The organism is Oceanobacillus sp. M65 (genome assembly GCF_052246275.1).
Taxonomy (GTDB): Bacteria; Bacillota; Bacilli; order Bacillales; family Amphibacillaceae; genus Oceanobacillus_B; species Oceanobacillus_B jordanicus.
The window spans coordinates 225,943-249,500 of sequence record NZ_JBQQCJ010000003.1 but is presented as its reverse complement, the minus strand read 5'-3'; the positions used below and the strand labels follow the sequence as shown (position 1 = coordinate 249,500).

Sequence of the window (23,558 nt, the reverse complement as noted above, 5' to 3'; positions counted from 1 at the left end):
ATTTTTTTATTTCTATTGTTGGTTTTAATCCTGTTTCATTTGCCTGAACAGAAGCTCGACCTGTGTATGGAAGAAAATGATGTCCTGAAGCTTCTGACTTATCTGCTGGAGTTCTGGTGTCTCTCCTTTGCTTAATTCTCTTTCAACAGAATTATTGGTTTCCTCTAGTGCATCCTTTTGGTGAATCGTAGCATCAATCCATTTATTTATATAGGAGTTCATGAACGATTTGAACAACTGGGTGTTTGCTTGATATAAATCTTTGCGTACTCCCTTTTTCCAGACTCTTGTTACGAGGTTTAAGTCTGATAACGTTCTCACATTAGTGCTCATAGATGTTTTGCTTTTTCCAAGCGCCTCGCTCATTTCATCTAATGTAAATGGTTCTTCATATAAATATAGATAGACAAATAATCTCGCCTCTAATGGAGTAAGATCAAACATTTCGAGTGTTTTAGAGAATTCCATCATAATTTCACTTGTTACATTTTCATTTTGAGGTTCTTTCATAAAATCCTCCTAAGTCATGATATATAAAGGGTACACTAAAAAAAGTTTATTTAAAAACAGCACATCTACCAGCATTTTTAAGTAAATGGAAGTTATTTAAAGGTATTGCACTGTTAAATCTGTACAGTTTAAACTGTACGTAAAAAATGTACAAAACTAACGAAATTCAAAGTTTGTATTGTAATAAAAAAACCTATATAGTATTTAGAGTAGACCAACGCGGTACGGCTTCATGGAAATCAACAGATTGGGTTTCTGGCTGGTTTCTAATGCCTGTACACGGACAAACAATAGTTACAAAGTAGTGGTCCAATAATAATAGTTAGATTAAAGGTGAGGTGAATAATTTGCCAGTAATTGAAGCAAAGCAGTTATCAAAAGTATTTGGTAAGAATCCAAAACAAGCATTAAAACTGTTGGATAAAGGTGCTTCCAAAGAGCAAATATTAAAAGAAACCGGAAATACAGTAGGGGTTAACCGCGCTTCCTTTTCCGTAGAAGCCGGTGAGATATTCGTCATTATGGGGTTATCTGGTAGTGGTAAGTCTACCTTGGTTCGTTTAGTTAATCGTTTAATTGAACCAACAGAGGGGAGCCTTTATATCGACGGTGAGAATCTTGCTGGGATGGATAAAAAATCCTTACGGAGAGTACGTCGTGAAAAACTGAGTATGGTATTCCAGAAATTTGCCCTTTTCCCATTTCGTACAATTCTGGAAAATGCGGAATACGGTTTAGAAATTCAAGACGTTCCAAAAGAAGAAAGACAGAAAAAAGCGACAGAGGCATTGGAAATGGTTGGACTTGGTGGTTATATGCACCAAAAGCCAAATCAATTATCCGGTGGTATGCAGCAACGTGTTGGGTTAGCCCGCGCTTTAGCTAACGATCCAGAAGTATTACTTATGGATGAAGCATTTTCAGCGCTAGATCCACTTATTCGTAAAGAAATGCAGGATGAGTTGCTTGATCTGCAAACTACAATGAAGAAAACGATCCTATTTATTACACATGATCTGGATGAAGCTCTCCGTCTAGGCGATCGTATTGCCTTGATGAAAGATGGCTCTATCGTACAAATAGGTACGCCAGAAGAAATCTTAGTTAATCCTGCTAATGACTATGTTGAAAAATTTGTTGAGGATGTTGATCGCTCTAAAGTATTAACGGCGCATAACATTATGAAACGTCCAGAAACAGTTAACATTGATAAACATGGCCCTAGGGTTGCATTGGAGCGCATGCGTGAAGAAGGATTATCAAGCATGTTCGTAACCGATAGCAAACGTAATCTAAAGGGGTATATTACTGCTGATGACGCTTCAGAAGCTCGTAAAAAAGAAGTGGGTAATCTGCAAGAAATCTTGAAAAATAATATACCAAAAATAGATAGAGATACCTCACTAAAAGAAATCTTTGATATCATTCATGATTCTCCAATTCCAGTCGCAGTGGTAGAGGAAGGTAAACTTGTAGGAATCATTGTGCGCGGCGCAGTTATAGCTGCACTTGCTGGGGAAGGCGAGGTGAACATAGAAGATGTTAAATAATATGCTAGATTTCATTCCAGAAATTCCGGTTGCGGATTGGACAGAAACGTTTACTGATATTTTAACAGATACTTTTTCGTTCTTGTTTGAGCCAATTAAAGAACATTTTGGGAACTTTATGGATTTTGTTTCTGAGTCACTTACAGCAGTACCACCAGTTATCATTATTCTTTTAGTTGCAATACTTGCTTTCTTTATTTCAGGCAAAAAGATTGGGCTTGCGGCATTCTCCATTGTTGGTCTGTGGTTCATTTATAACCAGGGCTTATGGGAACACCTTATGAGTACTTTTACACTAGTACTGATTTCAAGTCTATTATCTATCATAATTGGGGTTCCGATTGGGATACTCATGTCAAAAAGTAAAACAGCAGAATCAATTATTACACCAATTTTGGATTTCATGCAGACAATGCCTGCGTTTGTATATTTAATACCAGCTGTTGCCTTCTTTGGAATAGGGATGGTACCAGGGATCTTCGCATCACTAATTTTCGCAACGCCACCAACAGTCAGATTTACTAATCTAGGTATTCGTCAGGTGTCAAGTGAGTTAGTGGAAGCTTCTGAGGCATTTGGTAGCACTGGCTCCCAAAAACTATTTAAAGTGGAACTTCCAATGGCAAAAGCTACAATTATGGCTGGAATTAACCAGACTGTAATGCTTGCACTATCCATGGTTGTTATTGCATCCATGATCGGTGCTCCAGGATTAGGAAGGGAAGTGCTTTCCGCACTACAACGTTCAAACGTTGGTAACGGCTTTGTTGCTGGTGTAGGGATCGTTATCCTTGCAATAATTATTGACCGTGTTACACAGAATTTAAACAAAAAGAAATAAAGTGAAACTTCAATCAGTGGAGGTTTCTTCCACTACTGATTGTTAGTTGAACGAATCGGGATGTTAGCGTCCGTTTACCACCACTTGAACATCACTGTTTCACTTCATGTTTTGATGTGGGAGTCATACGGGCGGTTGCTCCGGGATAAACAACTAAAACTGTTGGTATCTTTTCTTAAGAAAAGTCCATATATATTTCATTAATAAAAAAAGGGGAGATTTTAGTTATGGTTAAATTTAACTGGAAACGTTTAGGCCTTGTAACAGGTCTTTCATTATCATTGGTTGCTGCTGGTTGCGGTTCAGATGATGAGTCATCAGATGGTGGATCAGAAGAAGGTTCTGCATCTGTAGGTGATGGAAAAGAAGTAGAACTAGCATACGTAGAATGGGATTCTGAGGTAGCTTCCACAAATGTTATCGGGAAGGTATTGGAGGACCAAGGCTATGATGTAACATTAACACCACTTGATAATGCTGTAATGTGGGAAGCTGTTGCAAACGGTGAAGCAGATGGAATGGTAGCTGCATGGTTACCGGCAACACATGCAGGACAATTTGAAGAATATGGTGACCAGGTTGTTGAGCTTGGTACAAACCTTGAAGGCGCAAAAATTGGGTTAGTAGTTCCAGAATACATGGATGTAAATTCTATTGCTGACCTTGATCAAGAAGCTGATAAAACAATTACTGGTATTGAACCAGGTGCAGGTGTTGTAGGAGCTGCTGAACAGGCTCTTGAAGATTATGACAATCTCGAGGGCTGGGAAGTTCAAACGTCATCTAGTGGTGCCATGGCTACCGAGCTTGGGAATGCTATTGATAAGGAAGAAGATATTATTGTAACTGGATGGACTCCACACTGGAAATTCCAAGAGTATGATCTAAAATATCTTGAAGATCCAGAAGGTTCATTTGGTGAGGCAGAGACCATTGACACAATGGTACGTGAAGGCTTAGAAGAAGAGCTTCCAAATGCGTACAAGATTCTTGACCAGTTCAACTGGACTACAGATGATATGGAGTCTGTAATGCTTGATATCTATAATGGCGCTTCTCCTGAAGAAGCTGCTGCTACATGGGTAGAAGACAACCAAGACAAAGTAGATGAATGGTTGAATGGTGTAGAATAAACCTAGCGATTAGGTAACAAAAGGGCTGGTACATCATGCATGTGCCAGCCTTTTTGTTTTAAATAATAGTTATCTTAGCATTCAGAAATACAACACAGAAGGGACGGCTTTAATTTTATGTTGAAAAATCCGAAAAAACAATTAACATTGATAATGGGTATTTTACTCGTTTTATTTCTTGCTGCGTGCGGATCGGGAAACGATAGTGAGGAAAACGTGGAAGAGAGTTCTGATAGCTCTATGAACATTGGGGAAGAGATAGACTATACAATTACCGGTATTGAACCAGGTGCTGGAATCTCAGTTACTACAGAAAAAGCTATTGAAGAATATGAGAACTTAGATGGCTGGCAGGTTGAGCAATCTTCAACAGCAGCAATGGTTACAGAGTTGGAGAAAGCGATAAACAATGAAGAACCAATTGTTGTAACTGGATGGAATCCGCATTGGATGTTCACAAAATTTGATAACCTAAAATATCTTGAAGATCCACAAGGGGTTTATGGAGAAGTGGAGCAAATCAAATCGCTCGCGCGAAAAGGCTTAGAAGAGGACAAGCCGAATGCCTATAAACTGATCGATCAGTTTAATTGGACAGTTGAAGATATGGAGGGTATCATGTACGAATCCTCTGACTCTGGAGAAGATATAGCGACGGTTGCTAAGCAATGGGTTGAGGACAATCCGGATAAGGTAGCAGAATGGACAGAAGGCGTTGAAGACGTTGATGGAGTTTCCGTTGAGCTTGTTTCCACACCGTGGGATTCCGAACGCGCATCAGCAAACGTTGTAGCAGAAGTGTTGAGGCGAAAAGGGTTTGAAGTAACGATAACTCCTGTAGACGTGGCCGTTATGTTTGAGGCAGTAGCAAACGGAGATGGAGACGCGACAATGGCAGCTTGGATGCCACAGACTCACGCTGATTTCTATAAGGATTTTAAGGATGACTTTGTAGATCTTGGCGCAAACCTTGATGGGGCTAAAATTGGACTTGTCGTTCCAGAATACATGGAAGATATCAATTCTATTGAAGATCTAAAAGCTAAATAGTATCTCCCACTTTAATGGTTGGGACATATCTTATTTAACTTCAATAAGAACATAAAAAACACGCTTGGTTTATATTCACCAAGCGTGTTTCTTTGTGCTTTATAAGCAGCACTTTTACTATGGATTCTTCGTTTTCATTTTTTCTTCAAGGTCTTTCAAGCTCAATTCAATTTGTTCCAGGTATTGGTGGATATTTTCCTGGTGAGGCTCTACCGTATCTTTCCATTCCTCAACAGATTTCTTCATTTCTTGTGTTAATTCTTTGACTAAAGCTGCACCTTCTTTTGATGTCTCCGTCAATTGTTTTCTCAATTTTAAGCCGTCTTGTTTTAAATTCGCGATCATGTCTTTCAATTCCGTACCTTGGGTTTTCACACGGTTACGAACATCGCTACCAGAAGAAGGGGTGGTAAGTAGGGTTGTAGCAGCACTTACCGTACCACCAACCATTAATCCTAATAATAATGATTTTACATTTGCCATTTTAATACGCTCCTTTCCCAACACTTACTTATAGTTTTCCTCTTTTTACTGTTACATCAAACATTTTACTTATGTATTTCTAAAAAATCCTCTGACAAACGAAGCTGTCAGAGGATTTTCTTACAATGATGTTATGGGCTGTGACCTCTTCAAAATCCCCTCAACGACTGGATAAATTACAATCATGATCAATGTGTTGACAGCGGCAGCAGGGAGTACAACTGTAAGCATTCCTGCTATAAATCCACCTTCCATTGCGCCAAGGAAGAATAGTACAACGCTAAGGAAAATTGCGCCACTAATCATTGTCCCGATTGCGGTCAAAACAGGGGCACTTATTTTATTATTAACCTTGTTCTTAACAAATAAAAATAAAATCAAAAATAGCATTGCTGTAATTGGCTTATCAATCAAGTTGGCGATCTGCCCACCAGGCGCCTGTGTTGTTAAGGCGGAAATAGCACCTGTCGCTAGTGCAAGTAGTACCACATACTTTGGTTGTGGAAATAAGATAATTCCTAGAAACATCATGGATAACAGCATATCCGGCTTAACTCCGAAAAACACTCCCGGTATGACAGTATGTAGCACTGTCCCGATACCCACCAATAGTGACAAAATAACTAAAACTTTCGTATTCATTTTACCTCTCCTCTTCTCTGCTTTCTCAGCTACATGAAATATCATGTTACATTCCTCAACTGTACACTCATTGTCAGCTGCAGAAATGTACTATAATTATACCAAATACATGGGCAAATAAAAAGTACTACTTTTTAATTCACTTGGAAATAATTAATGTTACATTGCATTTCCAATCTCATTGGCTATTTTTGTTAAATCTTCTGATGTGTAATCGTCTGAATGTACAGTCCAATTGGATTTATAGCCATCTCCATCCCCATATCTAGGAAGTATATGAATGTGCAAATGGAAGACAGACTGATCTGCTGGTTTTTCATTGTTATTCAAAAGGTTCATTCCAATGGGATTATAGGCCTTCTTAATTGCATTGGCTATTAATGGAACACGGCCAAATAGTTCACTCGCTACTTCCGGTGAAGTTTCGTAAATATTTTTTGTGTGTTGTTTTGGTATGACAAGGGTGTGGCCTTTGGTAACCTGGCTAATGTCCAAAAAAGCATAAACATGTTCATCCTCATACACCTTGGCAGAAGGAATATCTCCGTTAATTATTTTACAGAAAATACAATCATCATGAGTCATTGCTAATTCACCCCTTCGTTTAATTATCCTTTATTGTATAGAGGATACGAATTTATTGCAAAGAAACAGGCATCACTCATAAAGAGCGATGCCTGCGCTAAGAAGGGCGAAGGGGTATAACGAAAATGCGGGGACTTCGTAAACGGTACAGTTTATGCATGTGCATGAACGATTGGTTACGTAAACTTTTTTGTCAAAATCTCAGAATTTCTCTGAGATATGCTGGCAAAAGTGTTTATTACATTTGGTTACCTTTCGCAAACACCTCATTTGCTAAATTCACAAATTTTACATTAGATTTCGATCACGAACACCTCGGTCAGTGTGGAAACTTCTTCGCTACTCGATCACTAACACCTCATTTGTGGTTTAAGTGAAATGATTGGATTGGAAACCTCCGCCCTTCTAATACTAGTTTGCAACCAGATTAAAAAAATATGCAGGACATGCACGTTTTTTGTCAAAATTCAAGGTACAGTTTACTTTGGCATTCATTCCCGGTAGTGATAAAATAAAGAAGATGAAGAGGAGGAACCGTTGTGGAATCATTGTTACATATCGAAAATTTACATGGGGGATACACCCATAAAAATGTTTTACATGGTATCTCATTTGATGTTTATCCAAAGGAAATTGTTGGATTAATCGGCCTTAATGGTGCTGGGAAAAGTACGACTATTAAACACATCATTGGGTTAATGCAGGCTAAAAAAGGGTCTGTCTCGGTTAACGGAAAAACATTCCAAGAGAATCCAGCGTCTTATCGCAACCAACTTGCCTACATACCGGAAATGCCCATATTGTATGATGAGCTTACGTTACACGAGCACCTGAAATTAACGGCGATGGCCTATGATATTTCTGAAGAATTGTTTGAAAAGCGACTGCCACCATTACTAAAAGAATTTCGAATGGAGAAAAGACTAAATTGGTTTCCGGTTCACTTTTCTAAAGGAATGAGGCAAAAAGTGATGATCATGTGCGCCTTTCTGATTGAACCGCCACTCTATATTGTGGACGAGCCTTTCGTCGGGCTGGATCCACTTGGTATTCAATCCTATCTCCAGTTAATGGATGAAATGAAGGAGAATGGGTCTGGGGTATTAATGTCGACCCATATTCTTGCTACAGCTGAGCGTTATTGTGATCGTTTTGTTATTTTGCATGAAGGAGAAATCCGAGCAATGGGAACATTGGAAGAGCTTCGTAATAGTTTCAATATGCCTCATGCAACGTTAGATGATTTGTATGTACAGCTCACGAAAGAAGAAGATAGCCATGTTTGATTCTCACGATTTTTATAAAAAGCGACTTTCTGTTCACATCAAAGAAACAAGTCGTTACTTGAAATACATTTTCAATGGTCATATTGCTGTGGCCATGTTGTTTTTTATTTCGGCACTTGCTTATTACTACCAACAGTGGCTTGTAGGTTTGCCAGAAGATTTTCCCACAGCAGGTATTATGGGGGTGGCCCTTGGGCTGCTTGTAAGTTATAGTCCTGTTCGTACATTACTTAAGGAGCCTGACCTTGTTTTCTTAATAGCCGCGGAAACGAAAATGCATGCATATTTTCGAAATGCGCTTATTTACAGTTTTGTTATCCAATTATATCTTGTTCTCTTGGTAGCAGCAGCGTTTGGACCACTTTATTTTGCATCGTTTCCTGACAGAAGTGGACAAATGTATCTTTTGAGCATTGCAATTTTGCTAGTGTTCAAAGTAGGAAATTTAATTGCTAATTGGTGGATGTTGAAGGTTCGCGAGCCAGGTACAAGAAGGCTTGATCTAGCGGTGAGAACTGTACTAAATGTAGTCGTGTTTTATTTTATTATTAGTGGTAATATGCTGATGGCAGGGATCACCTCTGTAATGTTTGCACTTCTTTTTCTGTATGTTTTGAATGTATCTCGAAGACAGGCTGGCATTGTTTGGGACCTCCTTGTTGAAAAGGATCAGAATCGAATGCAGACCTTCTATCGAATCGCAAATATGTTTGCAGATGTTCCTCATTTGAAAAATCGAGTAAAAAAACGACAATGGCTTGTTTCTCTGGTAAGCAATCTCTCGGTGGATAAAAAGAATACGTTTGATTATCTATATCGAATTACCTTTATACGTAGTGGAGATTACCTCGGTATGTATTTACGCTTGATTGTTATTGGGGGATTATTCATCTATTATATTCCGAACGTATGGATGAAGATTATTTTTGCAGTATTATTTCTTTATTTAAGCTGTTTTCAAATGATGACGATTTATCAGCATCATCGTACGAATATATGGCTCGATATTTACCCGGTTGAGACGAAGCCAAAACAGCAAGCTGTCATGAAATTATTGTATCAGCTATCTATTGGACAAGCGGTGATTTTTTCCCTAGTCTTTTTATTTACCCAAGCCTATATCGGGTTTGCCATTACATTGCTAGGCGGAATACTTTTTAACTTCCTATTTATCAATGGCTATGTAAAAGCCAAGCTCGTATAAATAAAAGCGGAGCACCGTTTAAAATGTCAAAAATCCCGTCCACAGCTATTGCTGGTGACGGGATTTTTGTTTAAGGGCGTTCCTGATACGCCATATAGGCTGTAATTAAGGTTTTTGCTGCGATTGGTAAGGCGCGTTCGTCAATATCAAATTTAGGATGATGATGAGGATATGGATTTCCTTCTAGGTTTGCTCCTGTAAAGAAATAGGCACCAGGTTTGTGTAAGGTGTAGTAAGCAAAATCTTCTCCTCCCATTACAGGTACAACCGTTTCACGAGTATGAATATCGTGTATTACCTTGCTTGATTCCAAGACAAGTTTGGCTTCTTCAGCATGATTGATTAACGGAGGATAGCCTTTTGTATAGTCGAACGTGTAGTCCGCATCATTAGAAATACAGACCCCTTTAATAATTTTCTCCATTTCCGCAATAAGGTTTTCTTGTATTGCTGGATTTAGATAACGGACGGTTCCAGTCAGCGTTGCTTTATCTGCAATTATATTAAAGGCTTTCCCAGCCTCGAATATTCCTACTGTCACGACAGCTGTGTCTAGCGGATCAAGCCTACGGGAAACGATCTGTTGAAGCTGGGTAATGAGCTGAGCTGCAATCACGATGGCATCCTTTGTTTCATGGGGGTAGGCGCCATGGCCACCTAATCCTTGAATTGTAATAGTGAATCGATCGGCACCTGCCATAAAAACGTCCTCAGATGTCTGTAAAACACCAAGAGGGGTTGTAGCCCATAAGTGGGTCCCAAATACTGCATCCACATGATCGAGTGCCCTAGATTCCACAATCGGCTTTGCTCCGCCAGGTGCATATTCTTCTGCATGCTGATGTAAAAATTCAATTGTACCTGGTAGTTCATCCTGGTATTGTTGCATTGCTTTAGCTAAAGCGAGCAAAGAAGCTGTGTGTCCATCATGGCCACATGCATGCATAACACCGTCCACTTTGGATTTATAAGGAACATCTTTTTCGTCTTGTATCGGTAAGGCATCAAAATCTGCTCGTAGTGCAATGGTCTTACCTGGTTTCCCACCTTTTAATGTAGCAATGACCCCATTGCCGCCCACGCCTGACTTGTAAGGAATACCAATCGTTTCGTAGTAATCTGCTATATACTTGGCTGTTTTCGTTTCCTTAAAAGATAATTCTGGATGTTGATGTAAGTATCGTCTGGTTTCTACCATCTCATCATACAATTTGTCTATGGCTGCATGGATGTCTTGTAGCATTTAAATCCCCCTCGATGAATTTAATTTCTAACTATTATAACATTTCAGAGCAAAAGTGGGGACGTAAATCCTAAGTCGGCTTGTTAAGTAAGAATTAATAAAAATCCAAACTAAAACAATTTGGGGAGATAAGGTTAAAGCCCCATCGACCGAATTAATACGGACAATGGGGGCAAGTGATCATCTATATCATCTATACGTTTTAAAACTACCTGCGCAGCTGTTTACTGAGATAAACGCGGATCTTCTAATAAACGTTCAATTTCTTCTTTGTGATGTGTCTCATCAGAAATAAGATCTTCTAATTTTACAACAAGTTCCGTGAACCCAAGATTTTCTGCTTGTTTTTTTCGTTCCTCGTAACGCTCGATTGTGTCAGACTCAGATTGAAGAGCTGCTTTTAATAAATCCTTCACTTCAGTAGGCTGTGGAATCTCAGCTGCCTTTGTTGTTGGGGTGCCCCCAAGTGATTTAATTTTCTCTGATAAATAAAGGGCATGGCCAAGTTCATCATTAATCTCCGCTTCAAAAAATGGTTTTAATGCAGAACGATAAAGTCCTGTAACTACAGAAGCACTGTACGTATATTGAATGGCAGCACCATATTCATTAGCTAAGTCCACGTTTAATCCATCAATTAATTGCTGTAATTCTTTTTCCATTTTAATCCCGCCTTTTATATTTTTTATCCGTTTATATCTTTCCCTCCTCAGTGTTTTTGAAACCACATTTAAGGTATCATAAAGAGAGGAGGGATAAATGAATGCGATCGAAGAAGAATTATCTATTACTTGTATTACTTGTTGCAGTAGTAGTGATGATAGGATTGTGGATAACGAAAATTTTAAATGGAACATTGCCATATATGGACCAGTGGACAAGAGATCCTGTAGAAGGTCTTGCAGTAGATTCCCATTTCTATACTGTTTTCCGTTGGATAACGGAATTAGGATCATCTCATTTCGTAATCCCTCTTGTTGTTATAATGGCAGTTATTCTATATTGGAAGTACCGAACAACTTTACCTGTTTTGATATTCGCTGGTGGCACTTGGGGCGCTCACATAATTAATGTGTTGATTAAACATGTAGTGCAGCGTGAAAGACCAAGCATTCTTGTTGCGGCAAATGCTGAAGGATACAGTTTTCCATCCGGACATGCAATGATATCAATGGTTTGTTATGGCTTACTCGCTTATTTTATCGTCCAGCTTGTAAAGAAGCCTAAAGCGAAAAAGTTAATCCAAGGCGGACTTGCCTTTTTAATCCTCTTAATAGGGACAAGTAGGTATATCATCAATGTTCATTATCTAACAGATGTCATGGCAGGTTTCATACTTGGGTATCTCTGGGTGCTCGTTATGATTTTCCTTTACGAAAAACTTAGACATAGACGGATAAAGATTCAGTCTTAAGACGGAGTTAAGAGCAATCCGAAGACTGTCCCCCTCACTCAATTGTTTTTGTATGATAAGTAAGAGATGAATTGAGGGAGGTAGTTTCAATGGATGTATCAGTCAGTACGCAGGATGCCTTACACGTACCATTAATGAAAAATCGTAACTTTATTTTATTGTTTTTAAGCGCATTTCTATCTTCACCTGGTTATTATGTCTATTTAATTGGGGCGGAATGGTTAATGCTCTCGCTTAGTGAAAACCGTTTTTATTTCGGAATGCTCTTTCTAGCAGCTTCTATCCCTAGGTTGTTGTTGCTATCCTTTGGGGGGGTAGTTGCTGATCGAGTTAATAAGCGACTCATTTTGTTTATATCAGATTTATCACGGGCTGTTTTAATTCTCATCCTGATCCTTATTTTAATAACGGACTCTGTCACGGCATGGCATCTTATCACGCTTGCTGCGTTATTCGGTATATCGGATGCATTCAGCTACCCTGTTATAAACTCATTGACCCCGATGGTTTTGGAAAAGAATCAGCTACAGAGGGGAAATTCTTTGATTCAAATGACCGCGCAAATAAGTCCGATAGCTGGACCGGCTCTAGGTGGAACTTTAATCGCTGTTCTTGGGTTTACAGGCGTATTTACTGTAGCCATGTGCATGTTATTTATTGCTTCTATTATCGTATTGTTTATCCGTTTGAAAAAAGAAGATACAGAGGAAAGAACAATCCAAACACCTTGGGCTGATTTAAAGGAAGGGCTAGTATACGCAAAAAAGAATCAACTGATCGTGTCCATCGTTTCCGTATCATTCTTTCTTAATTTTTTCTTTACAGGGCCGTTTACCATTGGAATACCGATTATCGTAAAGGACATTTTTCATGGAAGTGCAGTCAGTCTGGCAACCGTTCAAATGTCGATGGGTATTGGAGCATTAATGGGAGCTATATTTTTGGCAGTAGTCTCATTTAAAAAACCAGGTATAGCAGTAATTCGCGGATTAATCGGACTTGGTATTATTTATACTTTTATTGGTACGTCTACAATATTAGGGATGACAGCAGCGTTAGTCTTTGTCATGGCGTTTGCCATGCAGATTGTAAACATACCTATTATGACAATGCTTCAGCAGACTACAGAAAAGCGCATGCTTGGCAGAATAATGAGCTTGCTGATGACAGTATCATCAGGATTGGTTCCTGTTTCCTATGCAGTGACGTCTTTATTAATTGCAGTAGGTGTCCAAATACAAGTCATTATAATCGTAAGCGGGCTTGTTATAACAGGAATTGCGCTAAACACCATAAGGAATAAACGCTTGAAGGAATTTGTAGTGGAGGCGTAAGGACAATAGTTTTAAACAAATAATTAGGAAAGGGGGAATCGTATATGAAAAGTTTTATACGTTATTTTCTAGCAGTATTGTTAATTGCTTTAGGCATCATGCTAGTTCTCTCTAACATTGGATTAATTGCATTTGATTTTAACGCTGCCTGGCTATATATATATCCTACATTCTTCGTGGTGATTGGTTGCAAATGGCTATTGGATTATTGGAAAAGAAGGGGAGGGAGCTGGATCTTTGGATCATTGTTCCTTGTGGCTGGTTCCTTACTGCTTCTTGATAGATTTGAATATATCTCGTTTACATTGGGAGACATATTTAAATTGTGGCCACTTCTTATTATTTATGTCGGTTTTCTCTTAATTGGGAGAAAGAAATACTTTGTAACATATAATAGTAAAGACGAAGATTTCTATACAGATAAATCCCAGAAATCCCATAATTCTTCTTTCTTCTCTGTCGGCAGTTATGAGTACACGTCTCCTAACTGGAAACTTGAACCTATGAACTTGAATAACATGGCAGGTGACTTCTACTTTGACTTTTCAAAGGCTTTCATTCCTGAAAAAAGAACACCCGTCTCCATTAGCTCACTGGCAGGTGATGTGACTATTTTAATACCGGAGGATGTACCATTTAAAGTACATGCTTCTGTTAAAGCAGGGGATATTGAGGTGGTTGGGAAAAATGTGGATGGTATAAATCGTTCTCTCGACTATGAAACAGAGGATTACGAGCACGCCGTACAGAAAATTGACTTTCATATTCGTTTAAAGGCCGGTTCAATTAGAATCGACTATGTATAAGGGGGCGCTAAACATGAATAAACGTTTTTCGAGTATACGATATAGTTATATCCGCTCCCATTTATACGGTGTATTTCTTACAACGGTAACTATTTTGTCTATATTGCTCTCAATCTATGTCTTAATTGAACCAGAATGGTTAACGCCGCATAGTATTTTTCTCTTCATTTCTTTATATTTTGTACTAGCCATCATTATTTCTCTATATACTGGTTTTAAATCTAGTGGGGATATGAAAGAACGACTTGACTATTTGTCTGTCCTCATTACACAGTTTGCTAATGGTAACTATCAATCTCGTGTTTATTATAACGAAGGAGATGAACTGGCGCGAATCGGTAATGAAATGAACGAACTTGGTGAGAAGTTGCAAAACCAGGTGAAATCCTTGCAGCGAATGGCTGATGAAAAAGCAGATTATGCAAAATCAGCACATAAAGCTGCTGTAATTGAAGAACGTCAACGGTTAGCCAGGGACCTACATGATGCTGTAAGTCAACAGCTTTTTGCCTTAACAATGATGTCAGAAGCGGCATTAAAGCAACTAGATAAAAATCCTGTAACAGCTAAAAAACAAATGGAGGAAGTCGCGAAATCTGCGCTACAATCTCAGACAGAAATGCGGGCACTTCTGTTGCATTTGCGGCCCGTTCATCTATCGGGAGATTCATTATCTACTGGTGTTAGTAAATTAGTAGAGGAACTGAAGCAAAAGAGTAATACACGCTTTCAACTAGCAATAGAAGAGGATTTAGCACTTACAGAGACGATAGAGGATCACGTGTTTCGGATTATCCAGGAAGCGCTCTCCAATATTTTACGTCATGCGAACGCTACAGAAGTTAGACTAGATATTGCAACGCGTGCTAAAGAATTGTTTATCCATATCCGCGATAATGGAAAAGGATTTGATGTGAATCATAGAGTAGAAAAAAAGGCATCCTATGGGTTGAAAACAATGCAGGAACGTTCCGAGGAGCTTGGTGGGACATTTGTCCTTCGATCTGATCAAGACGAAGGGACTCATATAACCATTCGCATACCATGCTAAAAATGGGAGAAGGAGAGAATAACATGATACGTGTAATTGTAGTGGATGATCATCAAGTAGTACGTAAAGGAATTATTGCTTATTTACAAACTGATGAAGAAATTGATGTAATTGGTGAAGCTTCAAGTGGTAATGATGGCGCTGAATTAATTTTAAAAGAAAAACCAGATGTTGTCCTCATGGATTTAATGATGGAGAATGGTACGGGTGTTGATGCAACCAAGCGCATTTTAAAATCAGATCCCTCGATTAAAATTATTATTCTAACAAGCTATTATGATGATGAACAGGTTTTCCCTGCTGTTGAGGCAGGTGCATTTAGTTATCTGTTGAAAACCTCCTCTGCGACAGATATTCTTGCAGCTATAAAAAAAGCAGCTATGGGAGAAAATGTGATTGAACCGAAAGTTGCTGGAAAAATGTTGTCGAGTTTTCGTACGGAAGAGAAAAAGCTGCATGATGCTTTGACGGAAAGAGAAAGAGAAGTGCTGCTTTGTATTGGGAACGGAATGACGAATCAGGAAATAAGCGAGAAGCTATATATTGGAATAAAGACGGTTAAGACACATGTTAGTAACATTCTCTCCAAATTAGAAGTACAAGATCGAACCCAGGCAGCAGTGTATGTACATAAACAGCAATTAATGAAAGAATAGAAGAATAGTGGACGGAGTAAAGACAGAAGTAAGGACTAAAAAGAATTTGAAAATAAGACAATCCCTTTGTTTTTTTCTCTTCGCATTTGTATAATACCAATGTAACGATTAAATGAGAGGATTTAAAAAATGACTAATCTAACGAAGAAAGCGGAAAATCTGTTATTACTTATTTGGGCGCAGGCTTTTATAGCCCTTGCAGGTAGTTTGTTCTTCTCGGAAGTAATGGGATATGTCCCATGTGAGCTATGCTGGATTCAACGTATCCTTATGTATCCATTAGTGATTATATATGGAGTGGCTGCATTTAAAAAACAAGTATCTATTGCACTTCCAGGGTTGATCTTAAGTGGAATAGGTATGTTTGTATCACTATATCATTACCTTGTCCAAAAGCTACCCGCCTTACAGGATGCAGGGGATGCATGTGGTTTAGTTCCATGTAATGTGGCTTATGTCAATTACTTCGGATTTATTACGATACCGTTCCTTGCCGGGATCGCGTTTATTGTTATCTTTGTATTACATTTGCTATTAATCAAAGAAATAAAGGAGAATAAATAATGCAGAAAAAGATACTCGTTTTTGTAGGAGTAATTGTTCTATTATTTGCAGGTTTATATTTTGTTATAGACTATAAGAATAACCAGACAGTGGAAAATAGCGATAACCCGTACGGAGATAAAAAACTTGAGCAAAGCACAATTGACCAACTTGATGATCCGAACTATGGGAACCAAATTATGCCTGATGAGCTTAGTGAGAAAGTAGAAAGTGGCGAGGCTGTGACCGTTTATTTTTATGACCCACAATGTGTACACTGCCAAAACACCACTCCTTACCTTGTACCATTGGCGGAAGATAATGGTGTGGACATGAAAAAATTGAACCTACGTGAGTTTCAGGATCAGTGGAACGCATATGGTATAGAATCCACGCCAACCCTTATCCATTTTGAGAACGGAGAAGAGCAAGGAAGAATTGTAGGACAAAGACCAGAAGAGGAATTCCAGCAATTTTTTGATCAATATGTAATAGAGTAGAATACCTGCTTAATCTGCGCTGGATAGTATTTTTATATTATAATATCAAGAGAAAAATGGCCGGATGAAGGCTTGAAAACTACCTGAATGTTTTCAAGCCTTCATCTGGTCTTTATGTTTTTAAACCGATCAATAGCCTTTTTTACTCTTTATCAAACATATGGTAAGTGGTAATGAAAGGTTTATCAGCATAATAAGCAGGTGGTTTTGTTGCTTGACCTTTGTGTGATTGCTTAAATTGCTCAGAGTTTTTCCAGTTCTCGAAGTCCTGTTCAGACTGCCACTGTGTAAATACTACATACGTGTTCCCTTTTCGTGGTTTTAAAAAGCGAAATGCTTGAAAACCTGGCATCATGTCCACGTCGTTTCCTCGTTTCTTAAAGCGCGCTTCAAAGGAAGCCTGCCCATCCTCTATCACGGGAATGTTGTTCATTACAACATAGCCATCATCTAAAATGTCACCTTTTTCAATAAGGATGTCGTACTCCCGCCCAGCACTAAAAACACTTTTCTTGTTTCCTTCATAATAAGCTAACCCATTACTATTGCTAGTCATAAAATGAAACGGAATATCCTTATGCTTTTCATCTAGCTTTAAAAGAAAATCAATGGTTCCGTTCGTCATAAACGCTTTCATGGTTTTTCACCCTTTCTTCCATCACTATTATTATATTACCCTATGAATACAAGAATTAGTCAAAAAAATTATTTAAAATAATTATTAAGTGATATGAAGTATTAAACTTTAAGAATGTAGGAATCTGTCGTATAATGGGATATGTGTAGAGGTGAACAAATGAAAAAGGAACGTACTGGTATTAAAAAGAGAACTCCCAAGTATGTTAAAGGAATTCTCTATAGTTTTATTGCTGTCTTAGTCCTGAGTTTGATCGGGTTTGTTCTTATTTTATATGGTGGCGGTTTAGTAGTGGACGAAGAAGCATTTCTTCTTGACTCCACTTCCACCATAGAGATGGAGGATGGGACGATTATCGGGAGACTTTATAACGAAAATCGTGATCTAGTATCGATAGACAAGATTCCGGATCATGTCAAGAATGCATTCGTTGCTATTGAGGATCGACGTTTTTATGACCATGCAGGCGTTGATATCCGGTCTGTAATGCGTGCGCTTGTCCGTGATATTGTAGCCATGGAAAAAGTGGAAGGTGCAAGTACTATCACGCAACAACTAGCAAAGAACTTATTTCTTCATCATGATAAAACATTGATGAGGAAAACGAAAGAAGTAATGGCAGCCATATATATGGAACAGCGCTTCACCAAAGATCAAATATTAGAGCTATATTTAAATGAAATTTACTTTGGCAAAGGGGTCTATGGTGTTGAGACAGCGGCAAAGTTCTTCTTCTCAAAGCCGGTAAATGAATTGACGGTGGAGGAAGGCGCTATGCTTGCAGGGCTTGCCAAAGCACCGAATGGCTATTCGCCAATTGATCATCCTGACAGAGCATTAGAACGACGAAATATTGTATTGCACTCAATGGAAAATGCCGGATTGCTTTCTACTGAAAAGAGACTGCAGGCTGAAAATCGTGATTTAGGGTTACAATTAAATGAGAGAAAAACAGAACCCTCTTCAGACAGTTATGTGGATCTAGTAATGAAGGAAGCAGCGGAAAAACATGGTTTGTCGATTAAGGAGCTAAAACGCGGAGGCTATCGAATAGTCGTAAACATGGACTCGGAGGCTCAGCTTATTGCTTACCAGCAGTTCCAAAATGATGCTTATTTCCCAGGAAATACAGAAGGAACTGAGGGGGCTTTCGTCATGATGGAACAGGACACAGGTAAAATTGTGTCAGCACTTGGTGGAAGATCCTATCAGTTAGGAGAGTTAAATCGAGCTTCGGTCGTGAGACAGCCTGGTTCAACAATAAAACCGATAGCTGTATATGGCCCTGCACTAATGCAAGATAACTATACGCCATATACGCTCATACCTGATCAGGCTTTAGATTACAATGGGTATACTGCCACAAATGCAGATGGACAGTATGACGAATCCGTCTCCATCTATAATGCACTTAAATATTCCAAGAACGCGCCAGCTGTATGGTTGCTTGACCAACTAGGTGTCTCTTATTCAAAGGAATATTTGCAGAAACTAAACCTTTCGATTGAAGATGATGGTTTGGCCATCGCATTAGGTGGGCTTGCAGAAGGCATTACGCCATTAGACCTGATGGATAGCTATAGTGCTTTTTCAAGAAATGGCAAAATGGTGGACTCCCATACAATTGAGCGTATTTATAATTCAGATGATGAACTTTTATTTCAAGCGGAAACTGAAGAGACAAAGGTGTTTACCGAGCAGGTAGCATGGGATATGACCGAGATGCTTTTAGAGACGGTGGAGACAGGCACAGCGACCGCAGGAAGTTTTTCTAAAGAACTTGCAGGGAAAACAGGCACCACACAGCATCCATTTGTTAAAGGACAAGCCAAGGATGCATGGTTCGCAGGATATACACCGGATTATGTGATGGTAGCATGGATGGGCTATGATCAGTCAGATGAGGACCACTACTTAACAGGAGGAAGTGCTTATCCTACAGAGTTAACAAAAGCAATATTGACAGAGATGGATAAGATAGAACCATTAACGGAGGCCTTTACAAAGCCGAAAAATGCAGTAGCTCTTGAAAAGCCAATTGAGTTACCAATTATAGAAAATCTTAAGGCATCGTATACATTTGGCGGATTCTCACTCGTGCAAGCTAAACTCACATGGAAAAGCTCTAATGATGATCGTGTCGTTTATCGAATATATCGAGTAGAAGATGGTATCGATGAGCGGGTTGCAGAGGTAGAAGGCCAATCTGAATATACGATAAGCAATGCCCTGTTTCAATCAAAGCAGTACTATATTACAGCATATGACCCTCTTACAAAGCTCGAGGGAAAGAGGTCCAATATAGTAGAGTTATCCTGGTAATTTAGACAAATTCATGACAATCAAATGGCTTTGCTATACAGCCGGGAAATTAATCGCTATAGTTAATAATGGATTATGAGAGCGGTTTTTATTCTGCTTACAATCGGAATATATGATTTGATTATGGAAGATAATTATTCTTATGGTGGATAAAGGATGGATAACATGGCCAAAACAATGAATGACACGTTAATTAAAGCTTACAAGGGTGAAGAGACGAGCCATACACCAGTTTGGTATATGCGACAGGCAGGGAGATCACAGCCAGAATATCGTGCGCTGAAGGAGAAGTATTCTTTATTTGAAATAACGCACCAGCCGGAGCTTTGTGCATACGTGACACGCTTACCTGTTGAAAACTATGGTGTAGATGCGGCAATTTTGTATAAAGATATCATGTCTCCACTCCCTGCATTAGGAGTGGACGTAGAAATTAAAAGTGGGATTGGTCCAGTAATACACAATCCTATTACAAATTTTCAAGATGTAGAAAAATTAGGAAGTATTAATCCAAAAGCAGATGTTCCGTATGTGTTGGACACGATTCGTTTATTGACAGAAGAGCAACTTGACGTACCTTTAATTGGCTTCAGCGGGGCGCCATTTACGTTGGCTAGCTATATGATAGAAGGTGGGCCATCGAAAAATTATAATAAAACAAAAGCATTTATGTACACCGATTCTGCAGCTTGGTTTGCTTTAATGGATAAGCTTGCTGATATGGTAATTACGTATGTAGAGGCACAAATCGAGGCAGGAGCAAAAGCTATTCAAATCTTTGATTCTTGGGTTGGCGCCTTAAATGCTTCCGATTACCGTGTGTTTATAAAACCGGTAATGACTCGTATCTTTTCTGAATTAAGACAGCATGGTGTACCACTCATAACGTTTGGTGTTGGAGCAAGACATCTTCTGATGGAATGGAATGACTTACCAGTAGATGTGATTGGCCTTGACTGGCGTACTTCTATAACAGAAGCACGTGAGATTGGTGTGACAAAAGTACTTCAGGGGAATTTAGATCCGACCTTACTTTTGACTAAATGGGAAACCATTGAAGACCGAGCAAAAGCATTAATCGATGAAGGAATAGCAGATGGAAACCATGTATTTAATCTTGGACATGGGGTAACTCCAGATATCAAACCGGAAACCTTAAAAAAGCTAACAGAATATATTCATAGATATTCCAAAAGATAGATAAATACATCACTTATTCGTAACAACTTTCCTTAGTGGAAGGGTTAACTTTATAAAGAATTGTCAATTTTAATAGAGAGGTGCTTAACATGGGAAAACAAAAATTAGGTTTACTTGTAATGGCTTATGGAACACCATACAAGGAAGAGGATATTGAACCGTACTACACACATATACGACATGGAAGAAAGCCTGCAGAAGATGCGCTCCAAGATCTTAAGGATCGTTATAAGGCAATTGGGGGTATTTCTCCACTAGCTAAAATAACTGAACAGCAGGCAAAAGCATTAGAAGCCAATTTAAATGAAGCTCAAGATGAGTATGAATTTAAAGCATATATTGGCTTAAAACATATTGCACCGTTTATCGAAGATGCGGTAGATGAAATGGCCAAAGATGGAATTAAAGAAGCAGTATCTATCGTGCTTGCACCACATTACTCCACATTCAGTGTGCAGTCATACAATACCCGTGCCAGTGAAGAAGCATCAAAGCATGGCATCACCATTGAATCAGTAGAAAGCTGGTATAATGCTCCAGGCTTTATCAAACTTTGGTCAGACCGAATTGGCGCTATTTTCTTTGAAATGACACCAGAAGAGCGAGAAAAAGCAGTTTTAGTTGTTTCTGCTCACAGTCTTCCAGAGAAAATTTTGCAAAACGGTGATCCGTACCCGGAACAGCTTCGCGAAACAGCAGAGTTAATTAAGGAAGAAACAGGAATTAAAAATGTAGAACTAGGATGGCAAAGTGAAGGGAATACCCCTGATCCTTGGCTTGGACCAGATGTACAGGATCTAACTCGTGACCTCTACCATAATAAAGGCTATCGCTCCTTTGTTTACGCGCCAGTTGGATTTATTGCAGACCATTTAGAAGTTCTTTATGACAATGATTACGAATGTAAAGTGGTATGTGATGAACTCGGTGCAAACTATTATCGCCCGGAAATGCCTAACGTTAACCCGCAATTTATTACTACGCTCGCGGGTGTTGTTTTGCAAAAAGTGAAGAGTGAAGTGTAATGGGTCGAACTAAATCCATTGTAATTGTAGGTGGCGGGATAACTGGATTATCCGCTGCCTATTATTTGCAGAAGACCATGAAGGAGCAAGGACTTTCTCTAAACATCAAGTTAGTGGAAGCATCTGACCGGCTGGGCGGCAAAATTAAAACAATGAAACGTGATGGATTTACAATTGAGCAAGGACCCGACTCACTATTAGCGAGAAAGGCACCTGCAGCTAAGCTTGTGGAAGAATTAGGATTACATGATCAAGTGATTCGGAATGCAACGGGCCAATCCTATATTCTTTTAAAAAACAAGCTACATAAAATGCCAAAGGGAACCTTTATGGGTGTCCCAAAAGAGCTTGGCCCATTACTTAACTCTCATCTCCTTTCAGGTAAGGGGAAGTTTCGTGCAGTAGGGGAGAGATTTATCCCAAAAGGGAAGCAGGTGGGGGATCAATCCCTAGGAGAATTTTTCCGACGCCGATTTGGGAATGAATTATTAGTGAACCAGATTGAATCCTTGTTATCTGGAATTCATTCTGGTGATATTAATCAAATGAGCCTTAAAGCAACCTACCCAAACTTTTATGAACTCGAGCAGAAGTATGGAAGTGTAATGAAGGGCTTGAAAAAAAGCATGCCAAAGCCGGCTAAAAGCAATCAGACTAAGGCATCTGGTGCGTTTTTTTCGTTTAAGAATGGTTTAGAAACCATGGTACATGTATTACATGATAAGTTAGACGAGGGGACAGTAAAACTAAAGACGGCTGTTGACCATATTGAAAAGAAAGAGCATGGCTATCATATCCTATTAAGTGATGGGGACGTGCTTCAAGCAGATGCTATCATTATGGCAACACCTCATTTTACCGTACCGAAGATGTTCAGCCAATATGATTTCTTTAAGCCTTTCCGGGAAGTACCTTCTGTCTCGACAGCAAATGTTGTGCTTGCCTTCGATCAGTCTGCGATTAAGCGAGATATTGATGGGACAGGCTTCCTAGTTACCCGAAATAGTGATTTTCGGATCACTGCATGTACATGGACACATAAGAAGTGGCCAAGTACAGCACCAGATGGGAAGATACTGCTTCGTTGTTATGTTGGAAAACCAGGTGATGAAGAAATCGTGGACTTATCAGATGATGAAATAACAGACATTGTACTGAAAGATCTAAAGAAAACAATGAAGATTAAAGCAAAACCAGAATTCCGTGTAATTACAAGATGGAAAGATGGACGGCCACAATATACGGTTGGACATTTAGAGCGACTTGCCGAGATACGAAATAAAGCGCAAGAGCATATTCCTGGAGTATATCTGGCAGGATGTTCGTATGATGGTGCTGGCATTCCAGATTGTATTGAACAGGGAGAAAAAGCAGTAGCTGACGTATTGAAATTTTTAACATAATTATTTTGACTTAAAATATATTTTTTGTGCAATTTTTTATAAGGCTCTGTTAATGTTTGATGTTGATTTTTTCGTTAAGATGTTGGGGAACCGTTTTTTTGGTTCCCCAATTCTCAATAAACCAGCCTTTTAGACATTCA

24 protein-coding genes are annotated in these 23,558 nt (G+C 39.0%); 17 read left to right on the top strand and 7 right to left on the bottom strand.

Annotation, left to right across the window (positions count from 1 at the left end):
* Positions 1–24 precede the first annotated feature (24 nt).
* Positions 25–510 (bottom strand): GbsR/MarR family transcriptional regulator, encoded by a 486-nt coding sequence (locus ACTWPF_RS13420; protein ID WP_443149414.1) that lies wholly within the window; start codon positions 508–510, stop codon positions 25–27.
* Positions 511–857: 347 nt separating this feature from the next.
* Here ACTWPF_RS13420 and ACTWPF_RS13415 point away from each other — a divergent pair, with 347 nt between their 5' ends.
* The 4 genes from ACTWPF_RS13415 to ACTWPF_RS13400 all read left to right on the top strand — a co-directional run bounded on the left by ACTWPF_RS13415 (position 858) and on the right by ACTWPF_RS13400 (position 5,084).
* Positions 858–2,060 (top strand): quaternary amine ABC transporter ATP-binding protein, encoded by a 1,203-nt coding sequence (locus ACTWPF_RS13415; protein WP_443149413.1) that lies wholly within the window; start codon positions 858–860, stop codon positions 2,058–2,060.
* A complete protein-coding gene (locus tag ACTWPF_RS13410) occupies positions 2,050–2,901 on the top strand; it encodes an ABC transporter permease (protein ID WP_058951206.1) in 852 nt (283 codons plus the stop codon). The genes ACTWPF_RS13415 and ACTWPF_RS13410 overlap by 11 nt, the downstream gene beginning before the upstream one ends.
* 227 nt (positions 2,902–3,128) lie before the next feature.
* Complete coding sequence (locus ACTWPF_RS13405; RefSeq protein WP_161465187.1) at positions 3,129–4,034, top strand: glycine betaine ABC transporter substrate-binding protein; 906 nt, start codon at positions 3,129–3,131, stop codon at positions 4,032–4,034.
* 117 nt (positions 4,035–4,151) lie between these two features.
* Positions 4,152–5,084 (top strand): glycine betaine ABC transporter substrate-binding protein, encoded by a 933-nt coding sequence (locus tag ACTWPF_RS13400; RefSeq protein ID WP_443149412.1) that lies wholly within the window; start codon positions 4,152–4,154, stop codon positions 5,082–5,084.
* 117 nt (positions 5,085–5,201) lie between these two features.
* On the opposite strand, the gene ACTWPF_RS13395 is transcribed toward ACTWPF_RS13400, so the two are convergent.
* The 3 genes from ACTWPF_RS13395 to ACTWPF_RS13385 form a co-directional block, all read right to left on the bottom strand.
* Positions 5,202–5,567 carry a YtxH domain-containing protein gene (locus tag ACTWPF_RS13395; RefSeq protein ID WP_443149411.1) on the bottom strand — a complete coding sequence of 122 codons (366 nt, stop codon included), beginning with the start codon at positions 5,565–5,567 and terminating at the stop codon, positions 5,202–5,204.
* Positions 5,568–5,687: 120 nt separating this feature from the next.
* Positions 5,688–6,209, bottom strand: coding sequence for a tryptophan transporter (locus tag ACTWPF_RS13390; protein WP_036574051.1), 522 nt, complete (start codon positions 6,207–6,209; stop codon positions 5,688–5,690).
* Positions 6,210–6,368: 159 nt separating this feature from the next.
* The gene (locus tag ACTWPF_RS13385) at positions 6,369–6,794 is read right to left on the bottom strand and encodes an HIT family protein (RefSeq protein ID WP_443149410.1); all 426 of its coding nucleotides are present in this window, start codon (positions 6,792–6,794) and stop codon (positions 6,369–6,371) included.
* A gap of 539 nt (positions 6,795–7,333) precedes the next feature.
* On the opposite strand from ACTWPF_RS13385, the gene ACTWPF_RS13380 reads away from it, so the two are divergent.
* Both ACTWPF_RS13380 and ACTWPF_RS13375 read left to right on the top strand, forming a co-directional pair.
* Positions 7,334–8,080, top strand: a complete 747-nt coding sequence (locus ACTWPF_RS13380) for an ATP-binding cassette domain-containing protein (protein ID WP_161464558.1) — start codon at positions 7,334–7,336, stop codon at positions 8,078–8,080.
* Complete coding sequence (locus tag ACTWPF_RS13375) at positions 8,073–9,284, top strand: ABC transporter permease (protein WP_106896263.1); 1,212 nt, start codon at positions 8,073–8,075, stop codon at positions 9,282–9,284. Before ACTWPF_RS13380 ends, ACTWPF_RS13375 begins: the two co-directional genes overlap by 8 nt.
* Before the next feature lie 70 nt (positions 9,285–9,354).
* Here the strand turns inward: ACTWPF_RS13375 and ACTWPF_RS13370 are convergent, their stop codons facing one another.
* Positions 9,355–10,527, bottom strand: coding sequence for a M20 metallopeptidase family protein (locus ACTWPF_RS13370; protein WP_443149409.1), 1,173 nt, complete (start codon positions 10,525–10,527; stop codon positions 9,355–9,357).
* 224 nt (positions 10,528–10,751) lie between these two features.
* Positions 10,752–11,189, bottom strand: coding sequence for a ferritin-like domain-containing protein (locus ACTWPF_RS13365; RefSeq protein ID WP_058951213.1), 438 nt, complete (start codon positions 11,187–11,189; stop codon positions 10,752–10,754).
* 101 nt (positions 11,190–11,290) lie between these two features.
* Between ACTWPF_RS13365 and ACTWPF_RS13360 the strand changes: the two genes are divergently transcribed.
* The 7 genes from ACTWPF_RS13360 to ACTWPF_RS13330 all read left to right on the top strand — a co-directional run bounded on the left by ACTWPF_RS13360 (position 11,291) and on the right by ACTWPF_RS13330 (position 16,831).
* Positions 11,291–11,941 carry a phosphatase PAP2 family protein gene (locus tag ACTWPF_RS13360; RefSeq protein WP_443149408.1) on the top strand — a complete coding sequence of 217 codons (651 nt, stop codon included), beginning with the start codon at positions 11,291–11,293 and terminating at the stop codon, positions 11,939–11,941.
* 89 nt (positions 11,942–12,030) lie between these two features.
* Positions 12,031–13,275 (top strand): MFS transporter, encoded by a 1,245-nt coding sequence (locus tag ACTWPF_RS13355; protein ID WP_443149407.1) that lies wholly within the window; start codon positions 12,031–12,033, stop codon positions 13,273–13,275.
* 44 nt (positions 13,276–13,319) lie between these two features.
* Positions 13,320–14,081: a cell wall-active antibiotics response protein LiaF gene (gene liaF, locus ACTWPF_RS13350; protein WP_106896267.1), complete on the top strand. Its 762-nt coding sequence runs from the start codon at positions 13,320–13,322 to the stop codon at positions 14,079–14,081.
* Positions 14,082–14,094: 13 nt separating this feature from the next.
* The gene (locus ACTWPF_RS13345; protein ID WP_036574031.1) at positions 14,095–15,132 is read left to right on the top strand and encodes a sensor histidine kinase; all 1,038 of its coding nucleotides are present in this window, start codon (positions 14,095–14,097) and stop codon (positions 15,130–15,132) included.
* A 23-nt stretch (positions 15,133–15,155) separates the two neighbouring features.
* The gene (locus ACTWPF_RS13340) at positions 15,156–15,788 is read left to right on the top strand and encodes a response regulator (protein ID WP_443149406.1); all 633 of its coding nucleotides are present in this window, start codon (positions 15,156–15,158) and stop codon (positions 15,786–15,788) included.
* 129 nt (positions 15,789–15,917) lie between these two features.
* Complete coding sequence (locus ACTWPF_RS13335; RefSeq protein ID WP_443149405.1) at positions 15,918–16,352, top strand: disulfide oxidoreductase; 435 nt, start codon at positions 15,918–15,920, stop codon at positions 16,350–16,352.
* Complete coding sequence (locus ACTWPF_RS13330) at positions 16,352–16,831, top strand: thioredoxin family protein (RefSeq protein WP_443149404.1); 480 nt, start codon at positions 16,352–16,354, stop codon at positions 16,829–16,831. The genes ACTWPF_RS13335 and ACTWPF_RS13330 overlap by 1 nt, the downstream gene beginning before the upstream one ends.
* A 142-nt stretch (positions 16,832–16,973) precedes the next feature.
* On the opposite strand, the gene ACTWPF_RS13325 is transcribed toward ACTWPF_RS13330, so the two are convergent.
* Positions 16,974–17,468 (bottom strand): antibiotic biosynthesis monooxygenase family protein, encoded by a 495-nt coding sequence (locus ACTWPF_RS13325; RefSeq protein WP_443149403.1) that lies wholly within the window; start codon positions 17,466–17,468, stop codon positions 16,974–16,976.
* Between the two features lie 159 nt (positions 17,469–17,627).
* Between ACTWPF_RS13325 and ACTWPF_RS13320 the strand changes: the two genes are divergently transcribed.
* From ACTWPF_RS13320 to hemY, 4 genes are all read left to right on the top strand, one after another.
* Positions 17,628–19,790: a PBP1A family penicillin-binding protein gene (locus ACTWPF_RS13320; protein ID WP_443149402.1), complete on the top strand. Its 2,163-nt coding sequence runs from the start codon at positions 17,628–17,630 to the stop codon at positions 19,788–19,790.
* Between the two features lie 165 nt (positions 19,791–19,955).
* A complete protein-coding gene (hemE, locus tag ACTWPF_RS13315; protein ID WP_036576407.1) occupies positions 19,956–20,990 on the top strand; it encodes a uroporphyrinogen decarboxylase in 1,035 nt (344 codons plus the stop codon).
* 89 nt (positions 20,991–21,079) lie between these two features.
* Positions 21,080–22,015, top strand: a complete 936-nt coding sequence (hemH, locus tag ACTWPF_RS13310; protein WP_106896269.1) for a ferrochelatase — start codon at positions 21,080–21,082, stop codon at positions 22,013–22,015.
* Positions 22,015–23,418 (top strand): protoporphyrinogen oxidase, encoded by a 1,404-nt coding sequence (gene hemY / locus ACTWPF_RS13305; RefSeq protein WP_443149401.1) that lies wholly within the window; start codon positions 22,015–22,017, stop codon positions 23,416–23,418. The genes hemH and hemY overlap by 1 nt, the downstream gene beginning before the upstream one ends.
* The last annotated feature ends 140 nt before the right edge of the window (positions 23,419–23,558 follow it).

What these genes read in the sequence shown, in the direction of transcription:
- ACTWPF_RS13395 (WP_443149411.1), bottom strand. Translation starts at nt 5,567, where the DNA reads ATGGCAAATGTAAAATCATTATTATTAGGATTAATGGTTGGTGGTACG.
- ACTWPF_RS13370 (WP_443149409.1), bottom strand. Translation starts at nt 10,527, where the DNA reads ATGCTACAAGACATCCATGCAGCCATAGACAAATTGTATGATGAGATG.
- ACTWPF_RS13375 (WP_106896263.1), top strand. Translation starts at nt 8,073, where the DNA reads ATGTTTGATTCTCACGATTTTTATAAAAAGCGACTTTCTGTTCACATC.
- ACTWPF_RS13390 (WP_036574051.1), bottom strand. Translation starts at nt 6,209, where the DNA reads ATGAATACGAAAGTTTTAGTTATTTTGTCACTATTGGTGGGTATCGGG.
- ACTWPF_RS13410 (WP_058951206.1), top strand. Translation starts at nt 2,050, where the DNA reads ATGTTAAATAATATGCTAGATTTCATTCCAGAAATTCCGGTTGCGGAT.
- ACTWPF_RS13325 (WP_443149403.1), bottom strand. Translation starts at nt 17,468, where the DNA reads ATGAAAGCGTTTATGACGAACGGAACCATTGATTTTCTTTTAAAGCTA.
- ACTWPF_RS13400 (WP_443149412.1), top strand. Translation starts at nt 4,152, where the DNA reads ATGTTGAAAAATCCGAAAAAACAATTAACATTGATAATGGGTATTTTA.
- ACTWPF_RS13320 (WP_443149402.1), top strand. Translation starts at nt 17,628, where the DNA reads ATGAAAAAGGAACGTACTGGTATTAAAAAGAGAACTCCCAAGTATGTT.
- ACTWPF_RS13405 (WP_161465187.1), top strand. Translation starts at nt 3,129, where the DNA reads ATGGTTAAATTTAACTGGAAACGTTTAGGCCTTGTAACAGGTCTTTCA.
- hemH (WP_106896269.1), top strand. Translation starts at nt 21,080, where the DNA reads ATGGGAAAACAAAAATTAGGTTTACTTGTAATGGCTTATGGAACACCA.
- hemY (WP_443149401.1), top strand. Translation starts at nt 22,015, where the DNA reads ATGGGTCGAACTAAATCCATTGTAATTGTAGGTGGCGGGATAACTGGA.
- ACTWPF_RS13340 (WP_443149406.1), top strand. Translation starts at nt 15,156, where the DNA reads ATGATACGTGTAATTGTAGTGGATGATCATCAAGTAGTACGTAAAGGA.
- liaF (WP_106896267.1), top strand. Translation starts at nt 13,320, where the DNA reads ATGAAAAGTTTTATACGTTATTTTCTAGCAGTATTGTTAATTGCTTTA.
- ACTWPF_RS13360 (WP_443149408.1), top strand. Translation starts at nt 11,291, where the DNA reads ATGCGATCGAAGAAGAATTATCTATTACTTGTATTACTTGTTGCAGTA.
- hemE (WP_036576407.1), top strand. Translation starts at nt 19,956, where the DNA reads ATGGCCAAAACAATGAATGACACGTTAATTAAAGCTTACAAGGGTGAA.
- ACTWPF_RS13385 (WP_443149410.1), bottom strand. Translation starts at nt 6,794, where the DNA reads ATGACTCATGATGATTGTATTTTCTGTAAAATAATTAACGGAGATATT.
- ACTWPF_RS13330 (WP_443149404.1), top strand. Translation starts at nt 16,352, where the DNA reads ATGCAGAAAAAGATACTCGTTTTTGTAGGAGTAATTGTTCTATTATTT.
- ACTWPF_RS13355 (WP_443149407.1), top strand. Translation starts at nt 12,031, where the DNA reads ATGGATGTATCAGTCAGTACGCAGGATGCCTTACACGTACCATTAATG.
- ACTWPF_RS13420 (WP_443149414.1), bottom strand. Translation starts at nt 510, where the DNA reads ATGAAAGAACCTCAAAATGAAAATGTAACAAGTGAAATTATGATGGAA.
- ACTWPF_RS13345 (WP_036574031.1), top strand. Translation starts at nt 14,095, where the DNA reads ATGAATAAACGTTTTTCGAGTATACGATATAGTTATATCCGCTCCCAT.
- ACTWPF_RS13365 (WP_058951213.1), bottom strand. Translation starts at nt 11,189, where the DNA reads ATGGAAAAAGAATTACAGCAATTAATTGATGGATTAAACGTGGACTTA.
- ACTWPF_RS13335 (WP_443149405.1), top strand. Translation starts at nt 15,918, where the DNA reads ATGACTAATCTAACGAAGAAAGCGGAAAATCTGTTATTACTTATTTGG.